Below are 17,617 nucleotides of genomic sequence, written 5' to 3' on the forward strand. Positions count from 1 at the left end.
GGGCAGCCTGCGAGCCCGGGCCGCAGGGTGGCGGTTAGAGAACGGCGCGTACCGTCTGTTCGAAGCTGACCACGTGTTCGGCGGCCAGTTGGGCTGCCTGCTCTTCGCATCCGTCCAGGATCAGCTCGATCAGCGTGGCGTGTTCGGAAATGTGAGCGTGAATGTCCGGCAACCGGTCCAGGACCATGCACCAGATCCGGGTCGCGAGGTTGTCCAGGCGCACCAGCGTTTCCTCCAGGTGGTGGTTCTGGGCGGCACGATAAATGAGCCGGTGCACTTCCAGGTCGTATTCCATCAGCTGGCGCCGGTCCCGCAATGGATCGAGCTGGCGGATCGCCTGCATCGTGCGGGTCAGCTCCTCGCGCAAGGCGCCGCCGCGATTCTCGGCCGCCCGCTGCGCGGCCAACGGCTCCAGCACCTGCCGCATTTCGGAGATGGCGGCCAGCTCGGTGATGTCCACCCCGGTGGCGAAGGTCCCGCGGCGCGGGTAGGAGATCACCAGGTGGTCCACTTCCAGGCGCTTCAGCGCCTCGCGGATGGGGGTGCGCCCCATGCCGAGGTCGGTGGCGAGCAGCGCCTCGTTGATCGGGTCGCCGGGGGCGATGTCCATCATGATCAGGCGGTCGCGCAGAATCCGGTAGGACCGCTCCGCCATGGACTCACTGGCCACGGGCACCTCGGTTGTACTTGTCATCTTGGCGGCTCCCTTCACCTTCATTCTGCCTTGGAATCATGCGGCTAAAAAATAATTCCCCAACCCATTGACGGGCTGTGAGTTAGATCATACGCTAAGACGCAGACATTGATATATCAGTTGTCGGCAATTCGTACACTTTGGAGGGATAGATGCTGGAAACCCAGTCACCCGTCGCAGAATCGCTGACCCAGTCGTTGGGTGAGCTTGATCCTGAGGTGGCGGCGCGGATTGATGCTGAGTTGGCGCGTCAGCAGCGTGGCCTGGAGATGATTGCTTCGGAGAACCACACGGCGCAGGCGGTGATGCAGGCGCAGGGTTCGGTGTTGACGAACAAGTATGCCGAGGGCTACCCGGGCCGCCGCTATTACGGCGGCTGTGAAGAGGTCGACGTGATCGAGACTCTGGCCATCGAGCGGGTGAAGGAGTTGTTCGGGGCGAAGTTCGCCAACGTCCAGCCGCATTCGGGGGCGCAGGCCAACGCGTCGGTGTATCACGCGCTGGTGCGTCCGGGGGATACCGTGCTGGGGTTGAATTTGGCTCATGGCGGGCATTTGACCCATGGCATGAAGCTGAACTTCTCCGGGCGCCTGTTCAACATCGTGCCGTATGGGGTGGATGAGGCGACGAACCTGGTGGACATGGACGAGGTCGAGCGTCTGGCGGTTGAGCATTCCCCGAAGATGATCGTGGCTGGCTGGTCGGCGTATCCGCGCCAGTTGGACTTCGCCCGCTTCCGTGAGATCGCGGACAAGGTGGGTGCGTACCTGTTCGTGGACATGGCGCATTTTGCTGGTTTGGTGGCTGCGGGGTTGCATCCGTCGCCGGTGCCGCATGCGCATGTGGTCACCTCGACCACGCATAAGACTTTGGCTGGTCCGCGTGGCGGGATTATTTTGTCGAATGACGCGGAGATTGCCAAGAAGCTGAATTCGGCGGTGTTCCCGGGTCAGCAGGGTGGCCCGTTGGAGCATGTGATCGCGGGCAAGGCGGTGGCGTTCAAGATCGCCGCGTCGGAAGAGTTCAAGGAACGCCAGGAGCGGACGTTAGCCGGTGCGCGGATTCTGGCGGAGCGTTTGACCCAGGCCGATGTCGAGGCCAAGGGGATCAGCGTGCTGACCGGCGGCACTGATGTGCATTTGGTGTTGGTGGATCTGCGTAACAGCGAGCTCGATGGCCAGCAGGCGGAGGATTTGTTGGCGCAGGTGGAGATCACGGTGAATCGTAATGCGGTGCCGTTTGATCCGCGTCCGCCGATGGTGACTTCGGGGTTGCGGATCGGTACCCCGGCGTTGGCGACGCGTGGTTTCTCGGAGGACGCGTTTGCTGAGGTGGCGGAGGTTATTGCGCAGACGTTGATTGCTGGTGTGGAGGGTAGTACGGGCAAGCTTGGGGAGTTGAAGCAGCGGGTGCTGGATTTGGCTGCGGCCCACCCGCTCTACCCAAACCTGAAGAAGATTGGAGAATAATCATGGCTGACTTGCTGCCTGAGCACCCGGAATTCCTCTGGGCGAACCCCGAACCGAAGTCCTCCTATGACGCCGTGATTGTTGGCGGCGGCGGACACGGCCTGGCCACGGCCTACTACCTGGCCAAGAACCACGGCATGACGAACATTGCCGTGCTGGAAAAGGGCTGGCTGGCCGGCGGGAACATGGCCCGCAACACCACCATCATCCGCTCCAACTACCTGTGGGACGAGTCCTCGGGAATCTACGAGAAGTCGCTGAAGCTGTGGGAGCAGCTGCCCGAGGAACTGGACTACGATTTCCTCTTCTCCCAGCGCGGCGTGCTGAACCTGGCCCACACGCTGGGCGACGTGCGCGAATCGGTGCGCCGAGTCGAGGCGAACAAGCTCAACGGCGTGGATGCCGAATGGCTGAGCCCCGAACAGGTCAAGGAGGTCTGCCCGATCATCAACACCGGGGATGACATCCGCTACCCGGTCATGGGGGCCACCTACCAGCCGCGCGCCGGCATCGCCAAGCACGACCACGTCGCCTGGGCGTTTGCCCGCAAGGCGAATGAGATGGGCGTGGACATCATCCAGAACTGCGAGGTCATCGGTTTCCTGAAGGACGGGGAGAAGGTCACCGGGGTGAAGACCACCCGTGGCACCATCCACGCCGGCAAGGTCGCCCTGGCCGGGGCCGGTCACTCCTCGGTGCTGGCCGAAATGGCCGGCTTTGAGCTGCCGATCCAGTCCCACCCGCTGCAGGCGCTGGTCTCCGAGCTGTTCGAGCCGGTGCACCCGACCGTGGTGATGTCCAACCACATCCACGTCTACGTCTCCCAGGCGCACAAGGGCGAACTGGTGATGGGCGCGGGCATCGACACCTACAACGGCTACGGCCAGCGCGGCGCCTTCCACGTGATCGAGGAGCAGATGGCCGCCGCGGTGGAGCTGTTCCCGATCTTCGCCCGGGCCCACGTGCTGCGCACCTGGGGCGGAATCGTGGACACCACCATGGACGCCTCCCCGATCATCTCCAAGACCCCGATCCAGAACCTGTACGTGAACTGCGGCTGGGGGACCGGCGGGTTCAAGGGCACCCCCGGGGCCGGGTTCACCCTGGCCCACACCATCGCCAACGATGAACCGCACGCCCTGAACGCCCCGTTCAGCCTGGATCGCTTCGAAACCGGACACCTCATCGACGAACACGGCGCCGCCGCCGTGGCCCACTAGGAGCCGCCACCATGATGCTGATTGAGTGCCCGAACTGCGGGCCACGCAATGAAACCGAATTCAAGTACGGCGGGCAGGCGCACGTCGCCTACCCCGCCGACCCCCACGCGCTGAGCGACAAGGAATGGGCCCACTTCCTGTTCTACCGCCAGAACCCGAAGGGGATCTTCGCCGAACGCTGGGTCCACTCCGGCGGGTGCCGCAAGTGGTTCAACGCACTACGCGACACCGTCACCTATGAATTCAAGGCCGTTTACCGCGCCGGGGAAGCACGCCCGGAACTGCAGAACACCCAGGGAGGTACCCGATGAGCCAGAACAAGCCCTACCGGCTGGAGACCGCCATGGCACCTACCGCGCGTGTTCAGCGTGAGGAGGCTTTGCAGCTCACCGTTGACGGCCAGCAGCTCTCCGCTCTGTCGGGGGACACCGTCGCTAGCGCCATGCTCGCCAATGGGATGCGCTCCTGTGGCAACTCGATGTATTTGAGCCGTCCCCGGGGCATCTTCTCTGCCGGAGTTGAGGAACCCAACGCGCTCATCACCGTGGCGGCCCGCCACCACGAGGACATCGACGAATCGATGCTTCCCGCCACGACCGTTACGGTCACCGACCGCATGCACGCCACTTTGCTGCGGGGCCTGGGCGTACTGGACCCAACCACGGATCCGGCCTACTACGACCATGTCCACGTACACACCGATGTGCTGGTCGTGGGGGCAGGGCCGGCCGGCCTGGCCGCGGCGCGTGAGGCCAGCCGTTCTGGTGCCCGTGTGCTGCTGATGGATGAGCGCACCGAGGCTGGCGGCACCCTGCGCGACACATCCGGGGAGCAGATCGACGGCAAGGACGCCTCCAGCTGGATCGAGGAGGTCACCGGGGAGCTGGCGCAGGCCGAGGAAACCACCCACCTGCAGAACACCACTGTGCTCGGCTCCTACGATGCGAACTACATCGTTGCCGTACAGCGGCGCACGGTGCACCTCAACGGTCCGGCCGGCAAGGGAGTTTCGCGCGAACGCGTCTGGCATGTGCGTGCCAAGCAAGTTGTGCTGGCCACCGGGGCCCACGAGCGGCCGATGGTATTCGAAAACAACGACCGGCCCGGCATCATGCTGGCCGGAGCGGTTCGAAGCTACCTGAACCGCTACGGTGTCCGTGTGGGACAGCGCATCGCGGTGGCTACGACCAACGACTCGGTCTACCCGCTAGTCTCCGAACTGGCGGCCAGCGGCGGGGTGGTCGCCGTCATCGACGCCCGGTCGACCGCCTCCGCGGCGGCGGCCGAAGCCGTCGCCGACGGGGTGACCGTGCTGACCGGTTCGGTAGTTGTCGACACCGAAGCAGATGAGTCCGGGGAACTATCAGCCATCCTGGTCGCTCCACTGGACGAGAACAGCGAGCTCGGTGACCACGAACGCTTCGAAGTTGACGTCCTGGCCGTGGCCGGCGGGTTCAACCCCGTCGTGCACCTGCACTCCCAGCGGCAGGGCAAGCTGGCGTGGGACACCACCATCCATGCCTTCGTGCCCGCCGGCGCCGTGGCCAACCAACACCTGGCCGGGGCAGTGACCGGACGGCTGGACACCGCCGGTGCCCTGTCAACCGGTGCCGCCACCGGGGCGGCAGCCGCCTCGGCTGCCGGTTACCAGCATGTGGCCACCGTTCCGCAGGCGCCCGAAACCGCCCTCGGGGAGACTCGCCCGGTGTGGCTGGTTGCTTCGCTAAATGGCGACGACGCGGCGAACTACACGCGCCACTTCGTGGACCTGCAGCGTGACCAGACCGTGGCTGACGTGCTGCGCGCCACCGGGGCCGGAATGAGGTCCGTGGAGCACATCAAGCGGTACACCTCCATTTCCACGGCGAACGACCAGGGCAAGACCTCCGGGGTGGCAGCCATCGGCGTGATCGCCGCCGTGCTGGGCATCGAGGACCCCTCGGAAATCGGAACCACCACCTTCCGCGCCCCCTACACTCCGGTAGCGTTCGCGGCTCTGGCTGGTCGTACCCGCGGACAATTGCTGGACCCCGCGCGCATCACCCCGATGCACTCCTGGCACCTGGAACACGGGGCAAAGTTTGAGGACGTGGGACAGTGGAAGCGCGCCTGGTACTTCCCGCAGGGCGAGGAGGACATGGACGCGGCCGTGCTGCGCGAGTGCGCCGCGGTGCGCGATTCCGTCGGCATGCTCGACGCCACAACCCTGGGCAAGATCGAAATCCGGGGCAAGGACGCTGCCGAGTTCCTCAACCGCATGTACACCAACGGCTACAGCAAGTTGAAGGTGGGCATGGGGCGCTACGGCGTCATGTGCAAGGCCGATGGAATGATCTTCGACGACGGGGTGACCCTGCGCTTGGCTGAAGACCGCTTCCTCATGCACACCACCACCGGTGGGGCCGCCGACGTGCTTGACTGGCTGGAGGAGTGGCTGCAGACCGAGTGGCCTGAACTGGATGTAACGTGCACCTCGGTGACCGAGCAGTTCGCGACCGTGGCAGTGGTCGGTCCACGTTCCCGTGATGTCATCGGGAAATTGGCGTCGAACCTGGATGTCTCCAACGATGCATTCAAGTTCATGGCCTTCCAGGACGTCACCCTGGACAGCGGTATCGAGGCCCGGATCTCGCGTATTTCGTTCTCCGGCGAGCTGGCCTTCGAAATCGCGGTCCCCAGCTGGCATGGACTGAAGATCTGGGAAGATGTCTACGCAGCCGGTCAGGAATTCAACATCACCCCGTACGGCACCGAGACCATGCACGTGTTGCGCGCGGAAAAGGGCTTCATCATCGTGGGGCAGGATACCGACGGCACGGTGACCCCGCAGGATGCGGGCATGGAGTGGGTTGTTTCCAAGATCAAGGACTTCGTGGGCAAGCGCTCCTTCTCGCGGGATGACAACCTGCGGGATGACCGCAAGCAACTGGTATCGGTGCTGCCGGTCGACGAAACCCTGCGTCTGCCGGAAGGCGCCGCTCTGGTCGCTGCCGACGCGGGAACCGAGAACGGCATCACCCCGATGGACGGGTGGGTGACCAGCTCCTACAACTCGGCCGCCCTGGGCCGGACCTTCGGACTGGCGCTGATCAAGAATGGGCGTAATCGTATCGGCGAAACGCTGAAGACACCGATAGGCGACCGCCTGGTCGACGTCGTGGTCTCCGAAACCGTACTCTTTGACCCGGAAGGAAGCCGCCGAGATGGCTAACAACACTCTGATCGAAACCACCGTCCTGCGCCGCTCCCCGGCCGAGCACCTTGCCGGGGAGATGGCGGCGGCGACCGTGACCGGCGAGCGTGCTGTGGCGCTACGCGAGGTCGCTTTCGCCACCCAGGTGGGTTTGCGCGCAGCACCCGGCACCGCCGGCCACCAGCAGCTGGCTGACGCCACGGGGGTCGGCCTGCCCGCACAGGTGGGTGAGGTCGCCGGAGATGTCACCGGCACTGCCGTGCTGTGGCTCGGACCGGATGAATTTCTGGTGTTTGCACCCGAGAACGTTCAGCTGAGCGAGCAACTCATCCAGGCGCTGGGAGACCAGGCCGGCCAGGTCGTGGACTTGTCGGCCAACCGCAGCGTGCTGGAGCTGGAAGGGCCGTCTGCGCCGCTGGTGCTGCGCAAGAGCTGCCCGGCGGATCTGCACCCCAGCGCGTTTGCCGTGAATCAGGCGATCACCACCACGGTGGCGAACGTCCCGGTGCTGCTGTGGCGGGTCAGCGAGCAGACCTGGCGGATTCTTCCGCGTGCCTCCTTCACCGAGCACACGGTACGGTGGCTGGTCGACGCCATGACCGAGTTCGGCTCGCCAGAGGTGGACTAGATGGCACTGTCCGCGCTGGACATGTTTTCCATTGGCATTGGCCCCTCATCATCACACACGGTGGGGCCGATGCGGGCGGCCGCGAGCTTCGCGGCCGCCCTGGACGGGCGGGTACTTGGGCAGGTGGCACGGGTGCGCGCCGAGCTGTTCGGTTCCCTGGGAGCCACCGGCATCGGCCATCATTCGGATATTGCGGTCATCCTCGGGTTGGCGGGACATGACCCGGCCACTGTGAATACCGATGAAGTGCCGGACTTGATTCAGCAGATCCGGGACTCGGCGGTCCTGCGGCTGGCCGGGCGGGCCCCGATCGAGTTTTCGATCGACGCCGATGTGGTGTTGCATTCTCGCAAGTCACTGCCCGGACATCCGAATGCCATGAGATTTGCCGCCTTTAACTCCGACGGCACCGAGCTGGCCAGCCAAACACTGTACTCAATTGGCGGCGGGTTCGTAGTGAACGACCAAGAGCTCCAAGCTCCGTTGAACACCGAAAACGACGCCGTCTATCGATTTACCTCGGGCGCTGAGCTCCTAGAGACCTGTGCCGCCACCGGCAAATCCATTGCCGAGGTGATGTGGGCGAACGAGCTCTCCTGGCGCAGCGAAACCGAGGTCCGCGACGCACTGCTGGAGATTTGGAAGGTCATGCAGCAGTGCGTCGAGAACGGCTGTCGGCGTACCGAGAAAACCTTGCCCGGCGGCCTGAACGTCACCCGTCGTGCCCCAGCCCTGCGCGAACGCCTGCGTCGGCAGGAAGCTGAGGCCAAAGCGTCGGAGTCGATGGACCCGCTGTGGGCGATGGAATGGGTGAACCTCTACGCGTTGGCCGTCAATGAGGAAAATGCCTCAGGCGGGCGGATCGTCACCGCCCCGACCAACGGGGCGGCCGGAATCATTCCTGCGGTGCTGCATTACTACACCCGCTTCGTCACCGGCGCCAGCGATGAGAAGGTCATCCAGTTCCTGCTTACCGCTGCCGCGATCGGGATCATCATCAAAACCAACGCCTCGATCTCCGGGGCAGAAGTTGGATGTCAGGGCGAAGTCGGCTCGGCGTGCGCGATGGCAGCCGCAGGACTGTGCGCCGTGCTTGGCGGCACCCCCGAACAGGTGGAGAACGCCGCGGAGGTGGCGCTGGAGCACAACCTGGGGTTGACCTGCGATCCGGTCGGTGGGCTGGTGCAGATTCCATGCATTGAACGCAACGCGATCGCCTCGGTGAAGGCGATCAACGCCGCCCGCCTGGCCCTGCACGGGGACGGGCAGCACACGGTGAGCCTGGACGCGGCGATCGAGACCATGCGCGCTACCGGGGCGGACATGAAAAGCAAGTACAAGGAAACCTCGCGCGGCGGGCTGGCGCTGACCCTGGCCCAGTGCTGAACCCGGCCCCGCCAACCCCGCCCAGCAAACTGGACCGGCCCCAACCCACCGGCCCCAAAGCCCTAAGCTGGAAGCAAACACACCAGGCGCGACCCGGCCGCGAACCCTCGCGGACACCGGGCGGGCGCCTGGAGAAGAAGTGAAAGGACAAACGAGGATGAGCGAGCAGGTCCGGCACGTTCTGACCCTGCAATGCCCGGAGGCGGCCGGCATCGTGCACGCCGTCACCGGCTTCCTGATCAAGCACGGGCGCACCATCGTGGAGCTGAAGCAGTTCGATGACATGAGCGCCGAGCGCCTGTTCATGCGCGTGGACTTCGCCGGGCAGGACGGTGCGGACCTGCTGCAGCGGCTGCGCGAGGACTTCACCCCGGTCGCCGAGGAATGGGGGATGGACTGGAACCTGCGCGAACGCGGGCAGAAGACCCGCACCCTGATCATGGTCTCGAAGTTCGACCACTGCCTGAACGACCTGCTCTTCCGTGCCCACACCGGGGAGCTGCCCATCGATGTGGTCGCGGTGGTCTCCAACCACCCGGACCACCGCTCACTGGTGGAATGGCACGGCATCGACTTCCACCACATCCCGGTCACCAAGCAGAACAAGCCGGCCGCGGAAGCCGAACTGCTGCAGCTGATCGAGCAGACCGGCACCGAACTGGTGGTTTTGGCCCGCTACATGCAGGTGCTCTCCGATGAACTGGCCACCGAGCTGACCGGCAAGACCATCAACATCCACCACTCCTTCCTGCCCTCCTTCAAGGGCGCCAAGCCCTACCACCAGGCGTGGGAGCGCGGGGTGAAGACGGTGGGCGCCACCGCCCACTACGTGAACTCGGAGCTCGACGAGGGGCCGATCATCGCCCAGCAGGTGGTGGAGGTGGACCACACCTACATGCCCGAGGACCTGGTCGCCGCCGGACGCGACAGCGAATGCAAGGCCCTGTCCAACGCGGTGCGCTGGCACTGCGAGGGGCGGGTGTTCCTCTGGGGCAACCGCACCGTGGTGCTGCGCTAACCCGCCTCCGGGTGCGGCCGACGCACCGGGTGCGGCCGTCGCACCGGCTGCCGCCGCGGTGCCAAAGGCTGAACGCACCCACTTTTCACGCAGCACATCAGGGGCCGACCCACTGGATCGGCCCCTGATGCTGTTGGTGTTGCGGTGCTGCTACTTGCCCAGCCCCAGCGCGTCACGCACCGTGAAGAACAGGTCCGTCTGATCGCTCAGGCCCACCACGTTCGCGGCCCCCGGACCGTAGCCGGCGATGCGCAGCTGCGCGCCGGTGTGGCCCTGGGAGGCGGCCTCCTCACCGGTGCCGTAGAGGATCGCCATCTCACTGCCGTCCGCGGTGACCAGCTTGGAGGTCAGTGCCGGGGACTCGGTGTCCGGGGCCACGATCTGGCTGGTGTGCGCGTGGTCGGCGGTGACCACCACCAGGGTCTCACCGTCCTCCTTGGCAAAGGCCAGCGCCTCCTGCACCGCCTCGTCCAGGTCCACGGTCTCGCCGATCTGCCCGCACGGGTTCGCCGCGTGGTCCTGCTTGTCGATCGAGGCGCCCTCGACCTGCAGGAAGAACCCGTCCTGATCGTCCTTGAGCAGGTCGATCGCCTTGGAGGTCATGCTCTTCAGGTCCGGGGCCTTTTCGAAGTCCCGTGCCGGGTTGTCCTTGCACTGCTGGGCCGGCTTGGAGATGCCGTCCTTGGAAGCCAGGTCCCCGGTCCAGCGCACCTCCATGTTGCCCTCGGCGAACAGCCCCAGCAGCGGGGCGTCCTGGTTCGCCGCCTGGGCCTGCTGCATCCCGGCGGTGTCCTCCACGATCGTGTAGCCGCGCTCGTTGGCCTGCTGGCGCAGGGTCTTGTCCTTGTAGTCCCCGGCCTTGGCCTTCTCCGCGAAGGTCTCCGCCCCGCCGCCGAACACCAGGTCCGGGCGGGTGGCCAGCATCTGCTCGGCGATCGAGCCGGCGCCGCCGTTTTCCAGGGCGTTCTGCGCGCACTTTTCACTGGTGGCCTCCGGGCCATAGCACTTGCGCTCGGCCACATGGGAATACTGCACGGCCGGGGTGGCGTCCTGGATTTCGCTGGTGGTGACCACGCCGGTGGCGAGGTTGCCTTCCTTCGCCAATTCCAGCAGGCTCTGCTGGCTCTTGCCGTGGATGTCCACCGAGATCGCACCGTTGTAGGACTTGGTGCCGGTGGCCCAGGCGGTCCCGCTGGCGGCCGAGTCGGTCACGTAGTCCGGCTTGCCTTCCTCATCCAGCGCGTAGTGGGTGTACTGCCCGGTCAGCGGCAGCGCGTCCAGCCCCTTGAAGAAGCCGCCGGCACCCTCGGCGACGTTGCGGGCGGCCGTGATTTCCGAATCGCCCATGCCGTCGCCGATGAGCAGGATGACGTTCTTCGCCCCGGCGTCCTTCACCGCCTCGCGCACCGCATCGGTGGTGTCACCGTCCATGCGCCGCGCCCCGCCGTGCTCGGAGAGCCCACCGGTGGCGGCACGATCCAGCAGCGGGGCCGGATCCTGGCTGGACTCCACCGCCCCGGCGCCCACCGAGCACCCGGACAGGGCGCCGACGCCCAACACCAGCGCGGCCGCGGCCGGAACCAACCTCTTGGTACGAGAAAACATGATCTACCCTTCAACTGAAGTTTTCCTGGCCGCCGTGATCGATGCGGCGGCACCAGGGCCGATGCTGCCCAAGCCAGCTGTCGCAGCGGCAACCGGCGCCTGAACCGCAGGTTAACGTCCGGCAACCCCCGGCGCGGGTGCCGCCAATTATCGCGCAAATCCCGCTGCCTGTGAGATGCGTCTCGGTCAACCTCCAGCTCCCGGGAACCTGCCTCACCACGCTCCAGCTCCCGGGAACCTGCCTCACCACGCTCCAGCTCTTGCCACGCCCCGGGCAACGGTGTGAGGATCGAAGCAGAGGACAGGCTCAAGGCAACACCGGGGCCCGGGGTTGGTCCCGGCGCCCAGAAGGGGCAGGATCATGTCAGAGGCACCAGTGATCATCATCGGCGGCGGCTTGGCCGGCGCCACCGCGGCCAGCGAGCTGCGCGAACGCGGCTACGTCGGGGCGGTGACCCTGATCGCCGGCGAGGAGCACCTGCCCTATGAGCGTCCGCCGCTGTCCAAGGACTTCCTGCAGGGCAGCAGCGAGCTGCCGGACTTCACCGTGCACGACGCGCAGTGGTACGCCGAGCACGACATCGACCTGCTGCTGGGCACCCGGGTGGAGGCGATCGACCGCACCGCCAAACGGGTGACCCTGGACGGCGGCGGCACCCTGGACTACGTCCAGCTGGTGCTGGCCACCGGATCGCGGGCCAACCCCAGCGGCGGCATTGCGGGGGCGGACCTGCCCGGGGTGCGGGTGCTGCGCACCATCGACGACGCCCGGGCACTGCGCGAGGACCTGAAGGAGGGCACCCGCCTGGTGATCGTCGGCTCCGGGTGGATCGGCATGGAGGCCGCGGCCTCCGCCCGCCAGCAGGGCGCGGAGGTTACCGTCATCTCCCCGTCGCGCATCCCACTGGGCAACGTGCTGGGCGAACCCTTCGGCAACCACCTGACCCGGATGCACCAGGAGGCCGGGGTGCAGTTTGAGCTGGCCACCCACGTGGACCGGATCGAACGCGGCGCCGACCAGCTGGTGGTGCACGCCGGCAGCTGGCAGACCGGCGCGGACCTGGTGCTCCTGGCGATCGGCGCCAGCCCGCACCTGGAGGTCGCCGCCGCCAGCGGGATCGAAACCGATCACGGGGTGGTGGTCGACGCGTCCCTGCGCTCCTCGGACCCGGATGTGCTGGCCGTCGGGGACATCGCCCAGGCGTTCAACACGACGCTGCGCCGCCAGCTGCGGGTGGAGCACTGGGACAACGCGATCCGCCAGGGCAAGCTGGCCGCGGCCACGCTCACCGGCGCCGACGAGCAGTATGACTGGCTGCCCTACTTCTTCACCGACCAGTTCGAGCTGGGAATGGAGTACGTCGGGGACCGCCAGGACGGGGACGCCGATGTGGTGCGCGGGGACATGGACGAGGGCGAGTTCATCATGTTCTGGCTGCGTGAGGGGCGGATCACCGCGGCGATGAACGTGAACATCTGGGATGTGAACGACACGCTGCGTTCCCTGGTGGGCCAGCGCATCGACCCGGAACGGCTGCAGGACACCTCCATCGAGCTGGGGCAGCTGGCCGCCGGACAGTAGGAGCCGGCCCCGGGTGATGGGAGCCGGGCCCGGGTGATGGGAGCCAGCCCCGAGTGACGGGAGCCGCGCCGCGGACCACCGGTGAGAGCGGCCCGACACCGCAATGCGGCGTGCGACACTGTGCGCCGGACCGGCAAGGTGCCTACGATGAGCTCATGACACAGCATCAGGTGGATTTGGCAATCATCGGCGCCGGCTCGGGCAACACGCTGCTCACCGACTACTGGGACGACAAGCAGGTCGCGATCGCGGAAAAGGGGCCGTTCGGCGGCACCTGCCTGAACGTGGGCTGCATCCCCACCAAGATGTTCGTGCGCCCGGCCGAGCTGGCCCGCACCCCCGTCGAGGCGCAGCGGCTGAACGTGTCCCTGCCGGAGGGCAGCGCCGACTGGCCGGCGATCCGCGACCGGATCTTCTCCCGCATCGACCCGATCGCGCAGAACGGCTACGAATACCGGGACCAGTCGCCCAACGTGCGGGTCATCGCCGAAGAGGTGACCCTGGATGGCACCCACGGCTTGCGCACCGCCCAGGGCACCAGCATCAGCGCCGAGCAGCTGGTGATCGCCGCCGGATCCCGCGCGGTGATCCCGGACATCGAGGGCTGCGACCTGCCCGGGGTGCACACCTCGGACACGGTGATGCGCCTGGAGCGCCTGCCGGAGCGGATCGTGATCGTCGGCGGCGGGTTCATCGCCTGCGAGTTCGCCGCGATCTTCTCCGGGCTGGGCTCCCGCACCACCCAGCTGGTCCGCCGCCAACACCTGATGCGGCACATGGACACGGAGATCCGCGATGCGTTCAACGCCGAGGCCCCGAAGTACTGGAACGTTGAGCGCAACACCGAAACCCAGCGGATCACCAAGAACGCGGACGGGACCCTGGAAGTGCACACCAGCGCGGGCACCCACACCGCGGACATCGTGCTGGTGGCCACCGGGCGCAAGCCCAACACGGATTTGATCGGCGCGCAGCAGGCCGGGCTGGACCTGCACCAGGACGGACGGCTGGTGGTCGATGAGTACCAGCGGGTGCTGCGCGGCGGCCAGCCGGTGCCCGGGCTCTACGCGCTGGGGGACATCTGCAGCACCGAGCAGCTCAAGCACGTGGCCAACTACGAGGCCCGGGTGGTGGCCCACAACCTGCAGCACCCGCACGCGCTGCGGGCGAACTCCAACCGGGCGGTGCCCGCGGCGGTGTTCACCCACCCGGAGCTGGCGCAGATTGGGCTGACCGAGCAGGAGGCGGTGCAGCGCATCGGCCGGCAGAACGTGAGCACCAAAACCCAGATGGTGGGGGACACCGCCTACGGCTGGGCGCTGGAGGATCAGACCGGGCTGTTCAAGGTCGTCGCCGATCGGCGTGACGGTTCGATCCTGGGCGCGCACGTGATGGGCTACCAGGCCTCAAACCTGATCCAGCCGGTGGTGATGGCCATGAACCTGGGCATCGACGCCTACACCGCGGCCCGCGGCCAGTACTGGATCCACCCGGCGCTGATGGAGGTCACCGAGAACGCGTTGCTGGGACTGGACGTCCCGCAGGGCCAGGACGCCCCGCTCTAGCGGCCCCATCCCGGCGTTGAGCAGCGTCGTCGGCGTTGAGCCGTGTCGCCGGAGTTGAGCAGTGTCGCGGGCGGTCAACTCGGCAGCGCCGGTGCGCAGTGCGGCAGCTAGCGCCGCGGCCAGGCCCAGGCCGGCCGGTCGAACACTCCCTGGTCCTGCAGGATCGTCTCCCCGGCCTCCTTGAGCAGTTCGTGGCGCAGCGCCCCCTCACGCTCCAGCGCCGCCACCAGCTGCGGGGAGTGGGAGACCACCACGATCTGCGAGTCCCGGGAGGCGTGGGCGATCAGGGCCGCCAGCGCCGGCAGCAGCTGCGGGTGCAGGCTGTTTTCCGGTTCGTTCAGCACCAGCAGCGGGGCCGGGCGCGGGGAGAGCAGGGCGGTGGCCAGCAGGATGTAGCGCAGCGTCCCGTCGGAAAGCTCACTGGCCTGCAGGGGGCGCAACAGGCCGGGCTGGTGCAGGTGCAGGCTGAAGCGCCCGTGCTCCGATCGCACCTCCAGGCGGGATCCGTCAAACGCGTCGGCGATCGCCTGGTTGAATGCCGCGGGACTGGACATCTCGTGGATGGTGCGCACCGCCGCGGGCAGGTCCGCCCCGTCGGAGGCCAACACCGGGGTGCGGGTGCCGATCCGCTCGGCCCGGGCCGGTGCGCCGGCATCGGTGCGCAGCGCATCGTAGAACCGCCAGCCCTGCAGCATCACCCGCAGCTGGCTCACTTCCGGGGCGCTGGAGGCGTCGATGGTGGAGAGCACCGACTCCCACTCGGGCAGCCGCAGCCCGCTGTCCTCCAGGCGCGCCTGCCCGCGGATCTGCACCAGCGCCCCCTGGCGGAGCACGCTGGTGGTCGACGGGCGCAGCACCGGGCCGAACCAGACCGCCTCGCTCTTGAGCACCGGGTCCTGGCCGAACATGCTCGGGTCGCGCATGTCCGTGTCCGGCACCGGCAGCCCCAGATCCACCGCGTACCCGTACTCGTCGGAGGCGAACCCCAGCTTCAGGGCGACCGGCTCGCGGCGCACCGTGCCCTGCGCCGGTCCCGAGTCCCGCCCGCCGCGCGGACGGCTTCCGGCCTCCGGTCCGGCCCACGCGGCCGAACCCAGCCCGCCCTCGCGGGCCAGGGAGGCGATCGCCCCGTCGTGGCCGAGCTCGCTGATCAGCTTCAGCGCGCGGTAGACGTTGGATTTGCCCACCGCGTTGGCCCCGGTGATCACGGTCAGCGGGGCCAGTTCGATGACCAGGTCGCGCACCGAACGGTACCCGCTGATCGCCAGGGTCTGCAGCATGCACCCCACCCTACCGGCCCTGCCCGACAGCATCCGCGCTGCATCCGCGCAGCACCCGGACGGCACCGCCGGGGCGGGGTGTCCGGCGGTGCCAAAGCGTTCGGCGGCCATGCCATACTGGGGTTGAGCGGCGAAGATCCTCGCCGCCACCTGCACTTTGAGTGGCGCAGGTGCTGCACGAGCACGGGAGTACCGATGACCCAGAACCCGTCCCCTTCCACCGCCACCCTGCTGGTCGGCGTCGAGCCGGACCAGTCCCCGACGGTGCTCAACGCGGTCGCCCCGCTGGCCGCGCAGCTGCAGGCCCGCGTGGTGTGCGTGCACGTGCACACCGGACGGTTCATCACCCAGCGCCTGCCCGAGAACCTGGCCGAGGCCAGCCCGGCGATCAGCGGCTCGGCGCACCCCGATGAGCAGGAGGTGCCGTTCCCGCAGGGGCTGCGCGATCACCTGGCCGAGGTGTTCGATCCGCTGCAGGTCAGCTGGGAGGCGCGCGAGGTGGAAGGGGACCCGGCCAAGGCGCTGGCGCAGCTGGCCGAGGAGCTGGATGCCAACATGATCGTGGTCGGCACGCGCCGCAAGGGCTGGCGCAACCGCATGGAGCAGTTCATTGACGGGTCGATCGCCGTGAGCCTGTCGCACCGGCAGGGCCGCCCGGTCCTGGTGGTGCCGCAGGTCGCCAACGAATCCGGCCGGCTTCCCTGGGAAGGATAGCCGCCGCCCCGCGCCGGGGCCAACGCCAGCACCCCACCGCGGGTTCGAACCCCACAGGGGATCGAATTCCGCACGGGAACGTACTCAAAGCGGGGCAGCCGCTCCCCGGACGGACAGGGGCGCTAGTTGCCGGACCGGGCCTCGAGGCCCGGCAGGGGCCCGTCCGTGTCGTTGCCGCGACATGTTTCCGCGCCGGCGAAGTACAGTTCGCGGTGCAGCTTGCACCCGGGATTGAACTGCGCCGCACAGTGCGGGCAGTGGTCGATGCCCAGGTATTGGGCGACGCTCATTTGGGTGCCGCACACTCCGCACAGCACTGCCGGCTGGTCGAAGTGGCGCAACGGCCACACCTGGGCCGGGTGATCGGCCAGCTCGGCGTGGCACAGGTGGCAGGGGTAGTACCTGGCGCAGCAGTAGTGCTTGATCGCGATGACGTCGACGTCCCGGTGGTAGTGCGCGCAGCGGGTCTGCGGGTCCAGGTCCACGCCATAGACTGTGGGTCCGCGGTTCACAATTATTTCCAAGTCACTGATTCTACTGTGCGGGCCAAAGACATCGACACATCCAGGACAGGACATCTACAGCAGAAGGTGACGCGTACAGCCGCTGTGCCATGGTGCGGCTGCATCAGGACTGTCACCAGATGCAGCCCGATTTGAGCAGACCCGTCAAGAAAGTTCGAGCGCACCCCTGCCCAATAACCCGGGTGCGGCCAGAAGCCACACCCGGGTTGGTGCTGCTGGGCTGGGTCCCGGTCTGGTCCGAGTACCCCGCAGTCCTCACCGCCGAGCGCTAGCGCTGCAGCCCGGCTTGACCCGCAGCGGCCGTGGTGCCGCCCGCCATGGCAGGACGCACCTGGCGGCGCAGCAGCACGAACAGCAGGATCATCCCGGCGGTCAGGAACATGTGCCCCAACCCGGCGAACCCGGCAATCATGGCGGAGGACTCCACCCCGCGCACGGTGAGCATGCCGTGCACGATGAGCATCGCCGAGGTGAGGATGACCCCGGCGTTGTAGGTGGCGAAGAACCAGCCGAACAGCTTGCGGTGCGTAGAGAGCGCGAACGCCTTCTCCAGCAGCAGCACGATCAGCAGGACGATGAAGCCCAGGGTGAGCAGGTGGGTGTGGGCCAGGCCCAGCTGTGTGAATTCGCCGGCCGGGAAGTCGTTGGCCTTGGTGAACTCGCGGTAGAACAGGCCGGAGGCCACCCCGACCAGCATGTAGCCAAAGGCCCAGTTCAGGATCTTGCGCATCTGTTTTCT

15 protein-coding genes are annotated in these 17,617 nt (G+C 67.1%); 10 read left to right on the forward strand and 5 right to left on the reverse strand.

What is annotated here, in order from left to right:
* Nucleotides 1-34 precede the first annotated feature (34 nt).
* On the reverse strand, nt 35-694 hold the full coding sequence (locus tag FDN03_RS08745; protein ID WP_138176023.1) for a GntR family transcriptional regulator: 660 nt from the start codon (nt 692-694) through the stop codon (nt 35-37).
* A 152-nt stretch (nt 695-846) separates the two neighbouring features.
* Here FDN03_RS08745 and glyA point away from each other — a divergent pair, with 152 nt between their 5' ends.
* The 7 genes from glyA (at nt 847) to purU (ending at nt 9,608) form a co-directional block, all read left to right on the forward strand.
* A complete protein-coding gene (gene glyA, locus FDN03_RS08750; RefSeq protein WP_138176025.1) occupies nt 847-2,163 on the forward strand; it encodes a serine hydroxymethyltransferase in 1,317 nt (438 codons plus the stop codon).
* Nucleotides 2,164-2,165: 2 nt separating this feature from the next.
* Nucleotides 2,166-3,383, forward strand: coding sequence for a sarcosine oxidase subunit beta family protein (locus tag FDN03_RS08755; RefSeq protein ID WP_054821666.1), 1,218 nt, complete (start codon nt 2,166-2,168; stop codon nt 3,381-3,383).
* 11 nt (nt 3,384-3,394) lie between these two features.
* Nucleotides 3,395-3,694, forward strand: coding sequence for a sarcosine oxidase subunit delta (locus tag FDN03_RS08760; protein ID WP_138176027.1), 300 nt, complete (start codon nt 3,395-3,397; stop codon nt 3,692-3,694).
* Nucleotides 3,691-6,594, forward strand: a complete 2,904-nt coding sequence (locus FDN03_RS08765; RefSeq protein WP_249354444.1) for a sarcosine oxidase subunit alpha family protein — start codon at nt 3,691-3,693, stop codon at nt 6,592-6,594. Before FDN03_RS08760 ends, FDN03_RS08765 begins: the two co-directional genes overlap by 4 nt.
* Nucleotides 6,587-7,204 (forward strand): sarcosine oxidase subunit gamma family protein, encoded by a 618-nt coding sequence (gene soxG, locus FDN03_RS08770; protein ID WP_138176029.1) that lies wholly within the window; start codon nt 6,587-6,589, stop codon nt 7,202-7,204. The genes FDN03_RS08765 and soxG overlap by 8 nt, the downstream gene beginning before the upstream one ends.
* A complete protein-coding gene (locus FDN03_RS08775) occupies nt 7,205-8,590 on the forward strand; it encodes an L-serine ammonia-lyase (RefSeq protein ID WP_138176031.1) in 1,386 nt (461 codons plus the stop codon). It begins immediately after the preceding gene.
* Between the two features lie 157 nt (nt 8,591-8,747).
* Nucleotides 8,748-9,608 carry a formyltetrahydrofolate deformylase gene (gene purU, locus FDN03_RS08780; protein ID WP_138176033.1) on the forward strand — a complete coding sequence of 287 codons (861 nt, stop codon included), beginning with the start codon at nt 8,748-8,750 and terminating at the stop codon, nt 9,606-9,608.
* A 150-nt stretch (nt 9,609-9,758) separates the two neighbouring features.
* On the opposite strand, the gene phoA is transcribed toward purU, so the two are convergent.
* On the reverse strand, nt 9,759-11,213 hold the full coding sequence (phoA, locus tag FDN03_RS08785) for an alkaline phosphatase (RefSeq protein ID WP_138176035.1): 1,455 nt from the start codon (nt 11,211-11,213) through the stop codon (nt 9,759-9,761).
* A gap of 361 nt (nt 11,214-11,574) precedes the next feature.
* Here phoA and FDN03_RS08790 point away from each other — a divergent pair, with 361 nt between their 5' ends.
* Both FDN03_RS08790 and FDN03_RS08795 read left to right on the forward strand, forming a co-directional pair.
* Nucleotides 11,575-12,795, forward strand: a complete 1,221-nt coding sequence (locus FDN03_RS08790; protein WP_138176037.1) for an FAD-dependent oxidoreductase — start codon at nt 11,575-11,577, stop codon at nt 12,793-12,795.
* Between the two features lie 155 nt (nt 12,796-12,950).
* Entirely contained in the window at nt 12,951-14,360 is a 1,410-nt protein-coding gene (locus tag FDN03_RS08795; protein ID WP_138176039.1) for a mycothione reductase, read from the forward strand.
* Nucleotides 14,361-14,467: 107 nt separating this feature from the next.
* Here the strand turns inward: FDN03_RS08795 and FDN03_RS08800 are convergent, their stop codons facing one another.
* Entirely contained in the window at nt 14,468-15,640 is a 1,173-nt protein-coding gene (locus FDN03_RS08800) for an AAA family ATPase (protein WP_138176041.1), read from the reverse strand.
* A gap of 195 nt (nt 15,641-15,835) precedes the next feature.
* Here FDN03_RS08800 and FDN03_RS08805 point away from each other — a divergent pair, with 195 nt between their 5' ends.
* The gene (locus FDN03_RS08805; protein ID WP_054821724.1) at nt 15,836-16,354 is read left to right on the forward strand and encodes a universal stress protein; all 519 of its coding nucleotides are present in this window, start codon (nt 15,836-15,838) and stop codon (nt 16,352-16,354) included.
* Nucleotides 16,355-16,476: 122 nt separating this feature from the next.
* Here FDN03_RS08805 and FDN03_RS08810 read toward each other — a convergent pair whose 3' ends face one another.
* Both FDN03_RS08810 and FDN03_RS08815 read right to left on the reverse strand, forming a co-directional pair.
* The gene (locus tag FDN03_RS08810) at nt 16,477-16,878 is read right to left on the reverse strand and encodes a CHY zinc finger protein (RefSeq protein ID WP_349291710.1); all 402 of its coding nucleotides are present in this window, start codon (nt 16,876-16,878) and stop codon (nt 16,477-16,479) included.
* 268 nt (nt 16,879-17,146) lie between these two features.
* Nucleotides 17,147-17,608 carry a DUF2871 domain-containing protein gene (locus FDN03_RS08815; protein ID WP_054821723.1) on the reverse strand — a complete coding sequence of 154 codons (462 nt, stop codon included), beginning with the start codon at nt 17,606-17,608 and terminating at the stop codon, nt 17,147-17,149.
* Nucleotides 17,609-17,617: the final 9 nt, after the last annotated feature.

The sequence above is a fragment of the Glutamicibacter sp. V16R2B1 genome, assembly GCF_005774635.1.
Classification (GTDB): Bacteria; Actinomycetota; Actinomycetes; order Actinomycetales; family Micrococcaceae; genus Glutamicibacter; species Glutamicibacter creatinolyticus.

What these genes read in the sequence shown, in the direction of transcription:
- FDN03_RS08765 (WP_249354444.1), top strand. Translation starts at nt 3,691, where the DNA reads ATGAGCCAGAACAAGCCCTACCGGCTGGAGACCGCCATGGCACCTACC.
- soxG (WP_138176029.1), top strand. Translation starts at nt 6,587, where the DNA reads ATGGCTAACAACACTCTGATCGAAACCACCGTCCTGCGCCGCTCCCCG.
- purU (WP_138176033.1), top strand. Translation starts at nt 8,748, where the DNA reads ATGAGCGAGCAGGTCCGGCACGTTCTGACCCTGCAATGCCCGGAGGCG.
- FDN03_RS08775 (WP_138176031.1), top strand. Translation starts at nt 7,205, where the DNA reads ATGGCACTGTCCGCGCTGGACATGTTTTCCATTGGCATTGGCCCCTCA.
- glyA (WP_138176025.1), top strand. Translation starts at nt 847, where the DNA reads ATGCTGGAAACCCAGTCACCCGTCGCAGAATCGCTGACCCAGTCGTTG.
- FDN03_RS08795 (WP_138176039.1), top strand. Translation starts at nt 12,951, where the DNA reads ATGACACAGCATCAGGTGGATTTGGCAATCATCGGCGCCGGCTCGGGC.
- FDN03_RS08760 (WP_138176027.1), top strand. Translation starts at nt 3,395, where the DNA reads ATGATGCTGATTGAGTGCCCGAACTGCGGGCCACGCAATGAAACCGAA.
- FDN03_RS08815 (WP_054821723.1), bottom strand. Translation starts at nt 17,608, where the DNA reads ATGCGCAAGATCCTGAACTGGGCCTTTGGCTACATGCTGGTCGGGGTG.
- FDN03_RS08805 (WP_054821724.1), top strand. Translation starts at nt 15,836, where the DNA reads ATGACCCAGAACCCGTCCCCTTCCACCGCCACCCTGCTGGTCGGCGTC.
- FDN03_RS08745 (WP_138176023.1), bottom strand. Translation starts at nt 694, where the DNA reads ATGACAAGTACAACCGAGGTGCCCGTGGCCAGTGAGTCCATGGCGGAG.
- FDN03_RS08755 (WP_054821666.1), top strand. Translation starts at nt 2,166, where the DNA reads ATGGCTGACTTGCTGCCTGAGCACCCGGAATTCCTCTGGGCGAACCCC.
- FDN03_RS08800 (WP_138176041.1), bottom strand. Translation starts at nt 15,640, where the DNA reads ATGCTGCAGACCCTGGCGATCAGCGGGTACCGTTCGGTGCGCGACCTG.
- phoA (WP_138176035.1), bottom strand. Translation starts at nt 11,213, where the DNA reads ATGTTTTCTCGTACCAAGAGGTTGGTTCCGGCCGCGGCCGCGCTGGTG.
- FDN03_RS08790 (WP_138176037.1), top strand. Translation starts at nt 11,575, where the DNA reads ATGTCAGAGGCACCAGTGATCATCATCGGCGGCGGCTTGGCCGGCGCC.